Origin of the sequence: Halomonas sp. KM-1 (genome assembly GCF_000246875.1) — a bacterium.
In the GTDB taxonomy this organism is placed as follows: Bacteria; Pseudomonadota; Gammaproteobacteria; order Pseudomonadales; family Halomonadaceae; genus Halomonas; species Halomonas aerodenitrificans.
Map to the genome: position 1 here is coordinate 1 of NZ_BAEU01000164.1, position 13,655 is coordinate 13,655.

8 protein-coding genes and 1 pseudogene are annotated in these 13,655 nt (G+C 65.9%); 2 read left to right on the top strand and 7 right to left on the bottom strand.

Features of this window, described 5'->3' with window-relative positions; genetic code table 11:
* Positions 1-1,193: FAD-dependent 5-carboxymethylaminomethyl-2-thiouridine(34) oxidoreductase MnmC (gene mnmC / locus B8115_RS22115; protein WP_010630051.1), on the top strand; the 1,193-nt coding region annotated here is incomplete at its 5' end.
* Between the two features lie 27 nt (positions 1,194-1,220).
* On the opposite strand, the gene B8115_RS22120 is transcribed toward mnmC, so the two are convergent.
* The 3 genes from B8115_RS22120 to B8115_RS22130 all read right to left on the bottom strand — a co-directional run bounded on the left by B8115_RS22120 (position 1,221) and on the right by B8115_RS22130 (position 6,344).
* Positions 1,221-3,830 carry a bifunctional diguanylate cyclase/phosphodiesterase gene (locus B8115_RS22120; protein ID WP_010630052.1) on the bottom strand — a complete coding sequence of 870 codons (2,610 nt, stop codon included), beginning with the start codon at positions 3,828-3,830 and terminating at the stop codon, positions 1,221-1,223.
* A 157-nt stretch (positions 3,831-3,987) separates the two neighbouring features.
* On the bottom strand, positions 3,988-4,719 hold the full coding sequence (locus tag B8115_RS22125) for a response regulator (protein WP_010630053.1): 732 nt from the start codon (positions 4,717-4,719) through the stop codon (positions 3,988-3,990).
* Positions 4,716-6,344 carry an ATP-binding protein gene (locus tag B8115_RS22130; RefSeq protein WP_238539254.1) on the bottom strand — a complete coding sequence of 543 codons (1,629 nt, stop codon included), beginning with the start codon at positions 6,342-6,344 and terminating at the stop codon, positions 4,716-4,718. Before B8115_RS22130 ends, B8115_RS22125 begins: the two co-directional genes overlap by 4 nt.
* 254 nt (positions 6,345-6,598) lie before the next feature.
* Between B8115_RS22130 and B8115_RS22135 the strand changes: the two genes are divergently transcribed.
* Positions 6,599-7,897, top strand: coding sequence for a 2-hydroxycarboxylate transporter family protein (locus tag B8115_RS22135; protein ID WP_010630055.1), 1,299 nt, complete (start codon positions 6,599-6,601; stop codon positions 7,895-7,897).
* A 130-nt stretch (positions 7,898-8,027) separates the two neighbouring features.
* Here the strand turns inward: B8115_RS22135 and B8115_RS22140 are convergent, their stop codons facing one another.
* The 4 genes and pseudogenes from B8115_RS22140 to B8115_RS22155 all read right to left on the bottom strand — a co-directional run.
* Positions 8,028-8,297, bottom strand: coding sequence for a YheU family protein (locus B8115_RS22140; protein ID WP_010630056.1), 270 nt, complete (start codon positions 8,295-8,297; stop codon positions 8,028-8,030).
* Positions 8,294-10,357 (bottom strand): NAD-dependent DNA ligase LigA, encoded by a 2,064-nt coding sequence (ligA, locus tag B8115_RS22145; RefSeq protein ID WP_010630057.1) that lies wholly within the window; start codon positions 10,355-10,357, stop codon positions 8,294-8,296. The genes B8115_RS22140 and ligA overlap by 4 nt, the downstream gene beginning before the upstream one ends.
* A 103-nt stretch (positions 10,358-10,460) precedes the next feature.
* Positions 10,461-12,299 (bottom strand): cell division protein ZipA, encoded by a 1,839-nt coding sequence (gene zipA, locus B8115_RS22150; protein ID WP_010630058.1) that lies wholly within the window; start codon positions 12,297-12,299, stop codon positions 10,461-10,463.
* Positions 12,300-12,524: 225 nt separating this feature from the next.
* Positions 12,525-13,655, bottom strand: a pseudogene (locus B8115_RS22155) (chromosome segregation protein SMC); the annotation flags it as partial.

The window sequence follows — 13,655 nt, forward strand, 5'->3', positions numbered from 1 at the left end:
CCGGCATTGCCGGCGCCAGCACCGCCGCCGCCCTGGCCCGGCGTGGCATCGAGGTCACCCTGATCGACCGCTTCGAGCGCGCCGAGCTGGGCACCACGCACCTGCAAGGGGCGCTCTACGTCAAGCTCGCCGTGGAGACCAACCTGCAGAGCCGCACCTATCTGGCCGGCCTGTTGCACAGCCGCCGCTGGCTGGCCGAGCTCGACCCCAAGCAGGCTCTGTGGCGGCCTAGCGGCGTGCTGCAGCTGGCCCTGGACGACAAGGAGCGCGCGCGCCAGACGCGCTTTCTGGCCAACCACCCGCTGCCGCCAAGCGTGGTGCGCGGGCTCGACGCCGAAGAGGCCAGCGCCGTCGCCGGCATCCGCCTCGAGGCAGCGGCGCTGGACTACCCCAACGCCGCCTGGGTCAAGCCACTGGAGCTGTGCATAAGGCTGGCCGCCACGCCCGGCATCAGCTTCCGGCGCGGTGAAGTGACAGCGCTGCATAGCGGCGAGAGCGACGAGAGCGGCTGGACCCTGACCCTGGCCAATGGCGAGCGTATCGACGCCGACCAAGTGGTGATCGCCACCGCCAGCGAAGCGGCCCGCTTCGAACAGAGCCGCGCCCTGCCGCTGCAACCGGTGCGCGGCCAGGTCAGTCAACTGGCGTTGCCCGAAGGCGCTCCTGCGTTGGGCCGAGTGGTATGCGCCGGCGGCTACGTACCGCCTGCAGAGGATGGGGTACTCAACTTCGGTGCCACTTTCGGCCCCGGCGAGACCGACATGAGCGAGCGCGAGGCCGACCACGCCGCCAACCTGGCGGAGCTGGAGCGGGGGCTGCCGCACTTCGTGGCGGCGCTGCGCGAGGCCGGCGCCGAGCTTTCGCCCGAGCGGCTCACCGGCCGCGTGGGGGTACGCGCGGCCAGCCCCGACAAGTCGCCCTACTGCGGCCCGCTGCCCGACGTCGAAGCCTGGCGCGAGGATTACGCCGTGCTGGCCAAGGACGCCACCCGGGTGCCCGACGTGCCCGGCCGCCACCACCCAGGGCTGTGGATCAGCGCCGCCCATGGCTCACGCGGCATGGCCAGCGCCCCGCTGTGCGCCGAGCTGCTTGCCTCGCGCCTGTGCGACGAGCCGCTGCCGCTGGAGTGGCCGCTGGTGGATCACCTGCACCCGGGGCGACGAATCATCCGCGATCTGGTTCAGGGCAAGTAGCCGCTGTCAGCCGGGCCAGGCACAAGCCTACTCGATGGCAAGGACCTGCCGGCGGCTGACGAAAATCGGCCCCGGCCGCCCCAGGTGGTAGCCCTGGCCGAAGTCGATACCCAGCGCCTCGACGGCGGCCAGCACCTCTTCGTCCTCGATGAACTCGGCGATAGTGCTCACGCCGAGGCTCTGGGCCAGAGTCACGATGCTCTTGACGAAGGCCATGTACTTCTCGTCGCTGAGCATGTTGCGGATGAATTCGCCCTCGATCTTGATCACGTCGATGGGGAACTGCTTGAGGTAGCGGAACGAGGAGTAGCCCGAGCCGAAGTCGTCGATGGCGAAGTTGAAGCCCTCCAGCTTGAGGTCGAGCACGAACTTCTCCAGCAGCTTTAGGTTGCTCACCGTCTCGCGCTCGGTGAGTTCGAAGACGATGCGCTCCGGCAGGATGTCGTAGTCGATGGCCAACTGGTGAATACGACCGATGAACTCGCCGATGATCAGAGACTTAGGCGAAAGGTTGATGAACAGCATGCCCTCGTAGCCCTGCTCGCGAACCTGGGCGAAGGCCTTCTCGATCAGCTGATAGTCCATCTTGTGAATCACGCCGATGCTCTCGGCGATGTCGATGAACTCGCCGGCCGGCACCAGACGGTCGTCGAGCTGAATGCGCATCAGCAGCTCGTGGATGTTCACCTCGCCGGTGCGCACGTCGGCGATGGGCTGGAAGTAGGGCACGATGCGCTGCTCTTCCAGCGCGCTGAGCACCATCTGGTTCTTCTCGCCGACCTCCTTGAATACCGCCGCCACTTCCTCCTGCTCCGGCAGGGCCACGCAGTTCTTACCCTTGCGCTTGGCCTTGTACATCATATTGTCGGCCATCAGGAAGAGGTCGTGGGGATTGCCGGCGTGGTTGGGGTAGCAGGCGATGCCGATCGAGGTAGTGGCCCGCACCGTGCTGCCATCGGGGGCGGTGAGCACCTGGGCAGAGAGATTGCCGGCGATGCGCAGCGCCACCGAGTAGGCCTGCTGCTCCTCGGTCTGCGGCAGGATCACGGTGAACTCGTCGCCGCCGTAGCGGGCCAGGAAATCCCCCGGCCGGATGGAGTGGCTGAGGGTATCGGCCACGGCATGGAGGAACTGGTCGCCGAAGGCGTGGCCGTGCCGGTCGTTGACCGTCTTGAAGTTGTCCAGATCGAGCATCAGCAGGCTGAAGTGATCCTGGTGACGCGTCGCCCGGCCCACCTCATAGGTCAGCATGTCCTTGAAAATGCGCTGGTTGTGCAGGTTGGTCAGCGGATCGCGGGTGGCGTAGAACTCCAGGTCCTGGGTGTACTTGTAAATCGCCTTGACCGAGCCCACCAGGTTGAGCAGCGTCGACAGGATGCCGTCGATGACGATATGGCGGATCGGGTCCTGGGCCAGATCCGACTGCACGCCGATGCCGACGATACCGCCGATCTTGGGCGCCTCGAGCAGCAGCGACTTGGTCTGCAGGCGGATGTCCTCCGGCGTGAGGTCGGCCAGTGCCTCGTTTTCTGCCGAGCTCATCACGGTGTGGTGGGAGACCTTGAGGATGATGCAGGCGGGCTGGCCCTCGTGCTTGCCTTCGAGCAGTTGGGTCAGCAGCGCTTCGAAGGTCGCCCGGGTCTCCGGCGCCACCTCGCGGTACCAGAACACCTCCAGCTCGTAGCCTTCGTCCTCCACCTGGAAGATGGTCACCAGGGTGTGGGCCTGGATGATGGTGTTGATGTCCGCCAGCAGCTCCTTGATGAACTCACGCCAGTCGCGCACTACCTCGGAGGTGATGATGAACTTGCTCAGCAGGCGGATCTCGAACTCGAGGATGTCCTTGTCCACCGCCACGTTCCTGAGCCGGCCTACCAATGCATTCACTTGCTGCATGGCCTCGTTGAGTTCCTGGAAGCCCACGTCACGCTCGCTGAGGTTGAGGTTGCGGAAGTCGGCTACGGAATTAACCGCCGCCAGGCGCCTGCGAAACTGTCTTAGGGTGGCTTCGATACGCTCGGCGAACAGCTTCGAGATGCCCAGGGCCAGCATCAGGACCATCAGTGCGGCGACGATGAACATGGCCAGGTAGTTGAAGCGCATCTCGCGGCTGATCGGTGCCAGATCGTGCTGAATGTCGATCACGCCGAGCACTTCGCCGGCTGCCGCGTACTGCTCGCAGGCCAGGCACTCGGCGCGGGCCACCAACGGCATGATGCGTCGCACGGTGCCGTTCTCGCGCCACACCCGCTCGCCCCCGGCGGCCAGCGCCGAGCGGATGACGATGTCCATCTCCGGCTGGTCGATGTCGTCGTGGCGCTCCGCGACCCCGTCGCCCCAGTAGAACGTGAAGCGGTAACCGGAGGCTTCGTGAGCCAGCCGGGCCTCCTCGATGAAGGTTTCCATCTGCTCCCGGTTCCAACCCTGGCGCATCACCTGCTGCATGGCGCTATAGCTCTGCCGCGCCAGGGTTTCCGAGGTCTGCTCAGCCTGGCGTGCCAGGATGTTCTCGTAGAGCAGCGAGGAGGCCAGGGTGACTCCGATGAAGACCGTCAGCGAAGCGGAGACAATCGCCACCAGCACGAACCCTTGCAGGGTCTTGAGGCAGGCGAACAGGGCACGGGCGCGAGTCAGCATCTCGATCTCTATGAACAGGACAGACGGTGCCGAGCCTCGACCCTGAGTCGCCGGCGGATACGAACGAATAGAGGGGTATTTTCTGCATAATTGGGCATGGGACAGTTTGACGCACGTCAAGCTTCCCCTGATTGTTCTGATCTACCGATGGTAGAACCTAGCCGTGCCGCTTTTCGCTCAGCTCGATCAGAGCCTGCCAGTCGAGGCAGCGATAGCTGAACGCCGGTCGCCCCACCTGGCCATAGTGGAACGACTCCTCGAGAATGCCTTGCTCAGTGAGATACTTGAGGTACTTGCGCAGGGAGACTCGCGACATCCCGGTCGCCGGCCCCAACGCCTCGGTGGCGAAGGCATCGTCTCCCCAGGCCTGGATCGCCTCCGCCACCTGGGCCAGGGTCAGTGCCGTGAGCCCTTTGGGCAGGCCATCGGCGCGGCGCGGTGCCACGGCGACAGGCTGGAAAAGCCGGTCCAGATGTCGCTGCTGGACCTGGGCCGGCAGGCGCTCCAGGGAACGGCGATGAGCGACACACGTCTGGATGGCGTCGCGAAAGCGTTCGAACTCGAAGGGCTTGATCAGGAAGTCGCGCACCCCGAGCTGGCGCGCCTCGCGCACCGTTTCGAGCTCCGACGCCGCAGTGATCAGGATCACGTCGACGTCACGCCCCTGGCGCTGCAGGCGACGCACGATCTCCAGACCGTTGCGCTCACGCAGGTAGACGTCCAGCAGGATCAACTCCACCGGCTGCTGCTCCAATACCTCGATGGCGGTTGGTACATCGAAACACTGAGCGGCCAGCGTCACCTCAGGCAAGCGATTCAGGTAATCCAGATTGAGGCGCATGACCATGGGGTCGTCCTCGACGATCAGCACCCGAACCGGTTCGCTCATGACCACTCTCCCGCACGCTCCTGCTCGCTCAACGGCAGGCTGACCTCGGCCAGTGTGCCTTGCCCAGGCTGACTGTAGAGCGCCAGACTGCCGCCCTGGGCCTCGAGACGAGCCTTGGCCAGCGCCAGCCCCACACCACGCTGCTCCCCCTTGGTGGTAACGCCGCTTTCGAAGATATGGGGCAATAGCGCAGCCTCGATGCCCGGTCCGGTATCCTGCACTTCGACGATCAATACCGACTCTTCCACCGCCAGCAGCACGCTGACGCTGGCACTCTCGCTTCCGCTCACGGCTTCGAAGGCGTTCTCCAGCAGATTGCCGAGCACCGTGACCAGTGTATGCCCCAAGGCCGAGTCGGCCAGCACCGGGATCGGCGTTTCGGCCGCCACGCGCATGGCAATACCGCGCTCCTCGGCCTCACTGCGTTTGCCGAGCAGGTAGCCGGCCAGAACCGGATCGCGCACCCGGTCGCCGAGCATGGTGGCCAGCAAGGGACCATCGTTCAGCTCACGCAGATAGCGCCGCAGGGCCGCCAGGTCGCCCAAACGCGCCAAACCGGTGACCACATGCAGCGTGTTCTTGAAGTCGTGGCTCGAGGCGCGCAGCGCTTCGGCGTAGCGGCGCACTCCGGTCAGCTCTTCTGCCAGGCGTTCGACTTCGTCCTTGTCTCGAAAGGTAGCCACCGCGCCGATCAGCCTGCCGTCGTGGTGAACCGGAACGCTGTTAACCAGTAGCCGCTGCTCGTTGACGGTGACCTGAGCATCGAGGATCGCCGTGCCCTGCGCCAGCACGTCCAGCATGCCGATCTGGGGCAGGTAATCCGCCAGCATCTTGCCCGGCTCGGGGGGTGACAGTCCGGCCCGCCCCAGCAACCGGTGAGCCGCGGTGTTGGCCAGGGTGATGCGGCCATCGCCATCCACGGCGAGTATTCCCTCGTGCACCGAGCTGAGTAGCGCCTGACGCTCCTCCACCAGGCGGGCAATCTGGTGCGGTTCGAGTCCGAGCAGTACCCGCTTCAGGTAGCGCGACAGTCCCGCGACGGCCAGACCGGCCAGCAGCGACAGAGCCAGCATACCCAGCAGGATATGGCGACGATGCTCCTCCAGGGTCGGTAGCAGCGTGGCAAGAGTCACACCGACGGCCACCGCGCCGATCACCCGCTCATCTTCGCCGCGCACCGGTGCAAAGCCGCGGATGCTGGTGCCGAGGGTGCCTTCCGCGCGGGAAGCATAGCGCTCCCCCTGCAGAGCCAGGGTCTCGTCGCCACCCTCGAAGGGCAGCCCGAGCTGGCTGGCATCCGGGTGGGTCAAGCGCCGCGAGCGCTCGTCCATCACCACGATGAAGTCGACCTCCAACTCGCGCCGCAGAGTATCGATCTCTCGCTGCAACTCGCCGGTGGCTCCACCTTCGAGCGCAGCACGCACCGGCTCCGTACCTGCCACGACTCGGGCCAGGTCCATCACCCGCGCCTCACTGGCCTGCTCCAGTGCGCTGCGCTGTTGCGCCACGAACAGCCACATCGACACGGCGAGCGCCAGGCCGACCATGGCCGCCACCAGCAAGGCAATCAGCACGTTCAGGCGGACCTTCCGCAGGCGCTGCAGATAGCGCTGTAACTTCGACACTTCGCTCACCCTCGTGAAGCCGAATCGGCGATCGTTTTCGACCTTGGTGGAATTCTCAGCGGTCGTGCAGTGTGCCGTCGATCCCGTCGCCGCTTTCAATAATGACAAAACGCTTTGTTAACTTCGCAAAACTTGGCTGCCGTGGCGTGCGGCTTATGCTCGCTTGCACTCGTTACCCCACACAATCGATGCACTCCCCGCGACCGCGGGTCATGACGCCGCTCTCCCCGCACCGAGCGGCAGGAGGAAGACGCATGAGCCACGCCAATCCAGCTACACTCTCCCTCGCCTTGCGCACCTGGCCGCGCATCGCCGGCATGCCGCTGCCTGCGTTCGCCCTGCTCTGCGCCGCCCTGTTGTGCGCGATCTACACCGATAACCTGCCCGCCGGGATGATCGGCGGACTGCTGGTCATGATGGTACTCGGCGAGCTGCTCGGCTTCATCGGCGACCGCTTGCCCATCGTGCGCTCCTACCTGGGGGGCGGCGCAATACTGACAATCTTCGGTGCCGCCGCCCTGATGTACTTCCCGGTGATGCCGGCCCACGTCGGCGAGACGATCACCCAGTTCATGCAGGGCGGCGATTTTCTCAACTTCTACATTGCGGCCCTGATCACCGGCAGTATCCTCGGCATGGACTCCAACTCGCTGGTCACCATCGGCAGCCGCTACTTTGCCCCGATCATGGGGGCAGTGATCGGCGCAGCCCTGCTGGCCGCCCTGGTCGGCTCCCTGGCCGGTTTCACCATCAGCGATGCGGTGCTGGTGATCACCCTGCCGATCCTCGGTGGCGGCATGGGCGCCGGCGCGGTGCCGATGAGTCAGGTCTACGAGCAGATGCTCGGCCAGCCGGCCAGCTACTACATCTCACTGCTGGTGCCGGCGCTGGCCCTGGGCAACGTTTTCGCCATCGTCTTTGCCAGCCTGCTGGCCAAGCTCGGCGACCGCTTCCCCACGCTCTCGGGCAACGGGCAGATCATGCCCGGGGTGAAGCTCGACGAGCGGGAGCAGAACCTGGAGCTCTCGGCCCTGGGCGTGGGGGTCATGCTCGCCTTGGGCTTCTACATCGGCGGCCAGCTGCTCGCCGAGCTGGTGCCGCTGCACCCCTATGCACTGATGATCGTGATCGTGGCACTGTTCAAGATATTCGGCCTGGTGCCGCAGACGCTGGCCGACGCCGCTACCCAGTGGTACGGCTTCGTGGCACGCAACTGGACCTTCGCCCTGCTGTTCGGTATCGGCGTGGCCTACACCGACCTCGGCACGGTAATCGAAGCGCTGACCCCCGCCTATGTGCTGATCGTACTGGCAGTGGTGGCAGGTGCCGCACTGGGCGCGGCCCTGCTCGGCAAGCTGGTGGGTTTCTACCCCATCGAGTCGGCCATCACCGCCGGGCTGTGCATGGCCAACATGGGCGGCACCGGCGACGTGGCCGTGCTTTCGGCGGCACGGCGCATGCAGTTGATGCCCTTCGCGCAGATCTCCTCGCGTCTGGGCGGGGCGTTGATTCTGCTGATTTCAGGCTTGGGGCTGCCGCTACTGTTCGGCTGAGCCCGCGCTATGTGCTATGCGCGATTCGCTCGCGCAGACGTTCGAGCAGCGTTTTCCCAATGAACGGCCCGCCAATTTTGGCGGGCCAGTTTCGTGCGAGCGGCGTCGCTGTATAGCGCTTGGGCTTGGGCTAGCCTTCTTCCTCGTCGTCGGCCAGATCGCGGCCGAAGGCGCGCCACTGAGCCAGCGTCATCACCTCGGTGGTCTCGGTCTGCAGGTCGTGGGCAATGAGCAGCTCGCCGCGCTCCAGCTGGCGCTTGAGCTCGGCGACCCAGCCGCGCATACCCTCGCCGGTGTCGGTGGTGTCGTAGCCCTGACGGGTGACGAAGGCCTCCAGCAGGGCATCGAGGGTCTCCCCGGGCAACATGCGGTAGGGCACCTCGATGAAGCGGCCGCTCATGACGGCTCTCCTTCACTGCCCGGCGCTTCCTCACCGCGCTCCCAGGCCGCCAACCGTTCGAGGAAGGCGGCTTCGTCGAGCACCTCGACGCCCAGCTCCTGCGCCTTGGCCAGCTTGCTGCCGGCGGCCTCGCCGGCCACCACGCCGGTGGTCTTCTTGGATACGCTGCCGGCCACCTTGGCCCCCAGCGCCTGCAGGCGCTCCTTGCCTTCGTCGCGGGTCATGCTCTCCAGGCTGCCGGTGAGTACCCAGGTCTGCCCCGCCAGCGGCTGGGGCCGCTCGCCGATGGTTTCCTCGGCCCAGCTCACGCCCAGCTCGCGCAGGGCCTCGATGGTCTCGCGGTTGTGTTCCTGACGGAAGAAGGTGTGCACGTGAGCGGCCACCACCGGGCCGACGTCCTCCACCGCTTCGAGATCGGCCTGCTCGGCCTCCATGAGCGCATCCAGGTTGCCGAAGTGGCGCGCCAGGTTGGCCGCCGTGGCCTCGCCCACCTCGCGGATGCCCAGGGCGAAGATGAAGCGCGGCAGAGTGGTGCTCTTGGCCTTCGCCAGCGCCGCCACCAGCTTCTCGGAGGATTTCTGCGCCATGCGCGGAAGCGTTGCAAGATCCTCGGCCTTGAGCCGGAACAGATCGGCAGGCGTCTTGACCCAATCGAGTTCGACCAGCTGGTCGATCAGCTTTTCGCCCAGGCCGTCGATATCCATGGCCCGGCGCGAGGCGAAGTACTTGAGTGCCTCCTTTCGCTGGGCGGCGCAGTAGAGCCCACCGGAGCAGCGCGCTACCACCTCGCCCTCCAGCCGCTCGACCTCGGAGTCGCACACCGGGCAGCGCTCGGGGAAGACGATCTCCCGGGCGTCGGCGGGGCGCCGCTCGGGCAGCACGCGCACCACCTGGGGAATGACGTCGCCGGCGCGGCGGATCACCACGCTGTCGCCGATCTTGACGTCGAGGCGGGCGATCTCGTCGGCGTTGTGCAGGCTGGCATTGGAGACGGTGACCCCAGCCACCGAGACCGGCTCGAGCCGCGCCACCGGCGTGATCGCGCCGGTGCGCCCGACCTGGAACTCGACGTCGTTGAGCCGGGTGGTCTCCTCCTGGGCGGGGAACTTGAACGCCGTGGCCCAGCGCGGCGCCCGGGCGACGAAGCCCAGCTCGCGCTGGAGACGTAGGTCATCGACCTTGATCACAGCCCCGTCGATGTCGTAACCGAGGCGGTCGCGCCGCTCGCCCAACCGGCGGCAGTAGTCGACGACTCCCTGGCTGCCACTGACCACTTCCAGCAGGCTGCTGGTACGAAAGCCGAACGCCTTGAGGTGCGCCATCAGCTCGCTGTGGCTGGCATCGCCCTGTGTCGGTTCGATACGCGCCACCTGGTAGGCGCTGAACTCCAGCGGCCGCTTGGCGGTGAGTTCGGGGTCGAGCTGACGCAGGCTGCCTGCCGCGGCGTTGCGCGGGTTGGCGAACACCTTGCCATCCTCTTCCCGGGCACGCTCGTTGAGCCGCTCGAAGCCCGCATGGCTCATGATCACCTCGCCGCGCACCTCGAGCAGCTCGGGAGCGTCGCCGCGCAGCTTGAGCGGGATCGAGCGCAATGTGCGCAGGTTGGAGGTGATGCCCTCGCCGGTGCGTCCGTCGCCCCGGGTCGCGCCGCTGATCAGCACGCCGCGCTCGTAGACCAGCGACACGGCGGCGCCGTCGAGCTTGGGCTCGCAGCAGAAGCGAATCGTCTCGGGATCGGCTTCCAGTCGCTCGGACACTCGCTTGACGAAGGCTTCGAGCTCCTCTTCGTTCAAGGCGTTGTCCAGCGACAGCATGGGCACGGCGTGCTCGACCTCGGGGAAGCCGGCGTCCGGCGGCGCCCCCACCCGTTGGGTCGGCGAGTCCGGCGTCACCAGCTCGGGGTGCGCCTGCTCCAGCTCCTGCAGGCGGCGCAGTTTGCGGTCGTACTCGGCGTCGGTGAGGTGCGGCTCATCGAGCACGTAGTAGCGATAGTTGGCGTCATCGAGCTCGGCGCGCAGCTTGGCGACTTCGCCGAGGATCTTCTGGTCGGGCTGGCTCATGCGTCTCTTGGATCTCGAAAGGTGGCTCGCCGCCCCTGAACACGACAACCCCGTGATCGCTCACGGGGTTGTCGGCGGGTGCGGCATGGCACGCGAACTGGCGTCAGTTCACCTGATAGCGATTGAGTCGATTGCGGCGCTCGAACTCCTGCACGCGCTGGCGGGCGAACTCCACGGTCTGCGCGGTCATCACGCTGTGGTTCTCGTCCTTCAGCTCGCCGCCCAGGTTGCGCACGATGACCATGGCGGTCTCGACCATCGCTTCGAAGGCTGCGGCGGTATCCAGCGCACCGGGCAGCGGCATCAGCAGCGTGATGCCCGGGGTGCGGAATTCGTCCATCGCCTCGATGGGGAAGGTGCCCGGCTTGAGCACGTTGACCATCGAGAACTGCAGCTCGCTGTCGGGGTCCTCGGTCTCGAAGCGGTGGAAGATGCCCATGTCGCTGCTGTAGCGCAGACCGCAAGCCAGCATCAGGTTGAGCAGCGCCTCGCCGGAGAAGCCCTCTTCGTCCCGCGATAGCACACTGATGACGATGATCTCGTCGGCGTGGCTCAAGGTCTCGCGAGCGCGCTCGGCGTTGACGTTGTGACGCAGCGCCCGGGCCAGGGTCGGGTGGGCGCGTACAACGTCGTCATCGTCGTTGATGGCGTCGCTCGACAGGCTGGGTTCGGCCCGCTCGGCGTAATCGGCTGGCTCGGCATACCGCTCGACATGGTCAGGCGGCGCGGCATAGGTCGCCTCGGCATGCCGCTCGCCACGCGCACGCGGCGGTGCGAACAGCGGATCGTCGTCGTCGGCAAGCTCGATGGCTTCGGCTTCCAGGCGGCGCAGCTCGGCCTCCCGGGCGGCCTGGGCCTCGGCGGCCTCGCGCCGTTGCTGAGCCTCGCGAGCGGCCTTCTCGGCACGCTCCTGCTCGCGGCGCGCCCGCTCTTCGCGCTTCTGTTCGCGGCGCTTGGCAAGCCGCTGCTGCATGGAAACGCCGAAGCGGTGCATCGATTCGCCCACGCGGCGTGAGCCGCTCTTGATCGAGTTGCCCATGCCTTCGAGATCGACCAGCCGGTAGCGCTCGTCCTCATCATGATGAAGGTCGTGATCGTCAGGATCGGCGGCAAGCGGTTCGGATTCGGCGCTGACCGAAGCCGACTCGAGAATGGGCTCGTCGTCATCCAGGGCGGAAAGCGTCGGCTCCCGGCGCTCCTCGCTTTCCTCCACGGTCGGCCTTTCCACCTCGGTGGGCTTGGCAGCGACGGTTTCGGAAGCCTGGGGTTGGGAAGCTTGGGCTTGAGAAGCCTGGGATTCGGCATCGACCGGTTCGGACACAGGCGCTTTCGCCGCGGACGCAGCAGCGGGTGCCTCTTCGGCCCGGCTCGGCGTGGGGGCGACCGATGGCTCTTGCCGTTGAACCTGTACCCGCTCGGCCTGACCCAGGTCGAGCTCGGGCTCGGCCCGCTTTATGCTCACCTCGGACTGCGCGCTCACCTCGGGCTGAGGCGCGCGTTCGGATGCCGTCTGAGCCTCGGATGACCGAGCCTCGGTAGCCGCCGTGTCGGACGCCCGAATAGCAGAAGCCACCGGGCGCGAGGCGTCGGTGGCACTGGCAGCGGGATGGGCCAGGTTCGGCGTGCCGGCCTTGGCGTCGCCGGGAGCCTCTCGGAAGCCGGACAGCACCCGAGATGGCCCAGGGTGCTCCTGGCGCTCCAGCTTGGGCTTCGACTTGACCTCCGAATAACTCGCAGGCCTGACGACCCGAGCACCGCCGTTAGGCAGTTCCCAGTTGTCATCGTCATCGGCTTCTGCCTGGCTGTCGACGTGGTTGTTGTTACCCCCTGCCTGGTCCAGGCGGGGCACTCGGCGCTGACGCTTAAGGCGACGCACGCCATCGATTACGATGAGCGTCACCAGGGCCAGCCCCAGAATGATCAGCCATTCTCTAAGTTCCATGGGTCGTCTTGCCTATCACTAGGGCGCCATGCCGGATGGATGTTCGTCAACAGCATAGCGCGATTGCCGAAAAAAAGGCCACTTTTTTGTTTGTCAAGCCCTGGCATTATCGCTCGGGAGTCAAATCGTCCCCGCGCCTTTCCCTGTGAATTCGCCATTCTATTATGCGATATGACCATGTCGTGTCTTCTGATATCGCGTTTATCGCTCGCTTTCAAGTAATTTTCAAGCCTCGGCCAAGGCCGCAGCCTCTTCCACCCCAACGGCCACCAGGCGTGAGACGCCGGGTTCCTGCATGGTCACACCCATCAATCTTTCGGCCGCTTCCATGGCAATCTTGTTGTGGGTGATATAAATGAACTGTACCGACTCGGACATGTCTTTCACCAGTTTGGCATAGCGTCCTACATTGGCATCATCGAGTGGGGCATCTACTTCGTCGAGCATACAGAAGGGTGCCGGATTGAGTTGGAAGATGGCAAAGACAAGCGATAAAGCAGTCAGTGCCTTTTCCCCACCCGAGAGAAGATGAATGGTACTGTTCTTCTTGCCAGGTGGCCGTGCCATGATCGCCACCCCGGTATCGAGCAAATCCTCGCCGGTCAGCGTCAACCATGCGGTTCCACCACCGAAGACTCGCGGAAAAAGCGACTGTAGCCCCTGATTGACTCGCTCGAAGGTGTCGCGAAAACGTGTTCGGGTCTCCTGGTCGATGCGTCGAATCGCCCGCTCCAGGGTCTCCAATGCCTCGTTGAGCTCGGCCTGCTGCGCTTCCAGATAATTGCGCCGTTCGGCCTGCTGGTCGTACTCCTCGATGGCCGCCAGGTTGATGGCGCCGAGGCGGCGGATGCGCTCGCCGACCTCTTCCAGGCGGGTCTGCCAGGCCGATTCGGTAGCATTGGGGTCGAGCCCCTCTTCAAGGACGGCGCTCTGATGGCCCAGCTCGGCGAGCTGTTCGTCCTGGGTCTCGGCCTTCAGTGCCAGGGCCTGAACCTGCATGCGCGCCTCCTGCAGGCGCTCGCGGATGCCCTCCAGGTTGCGCTCGTGGCCCTGCCGCGCCAGCTCGCCCTCGCGCAGGCGCTCCACCAGCTCGGCGGCCTGTGCCTTGGCCTCGTTGAGCGAGCGCTCGTCGCCCTCGCGGCGATGCAGCAGTTCGTCGAGCTTCTCGCGCTGCTCCTCGTCGGGCTCACGCAGCTGTTCGAGGCTCTCGCTGAGCTCCTCGCAGCGCGCCAGCAGGCGCTCACGGGTATCGCCGCTGCGCCCCTGCTGCTCGTTGAGGCCGGCGCGCTCGGTCGAGAGACGCTGATGCTCCAGCGCCAGCTGCTGGGCACGCTCCTGCAAGGGGCGCTGCCGGGC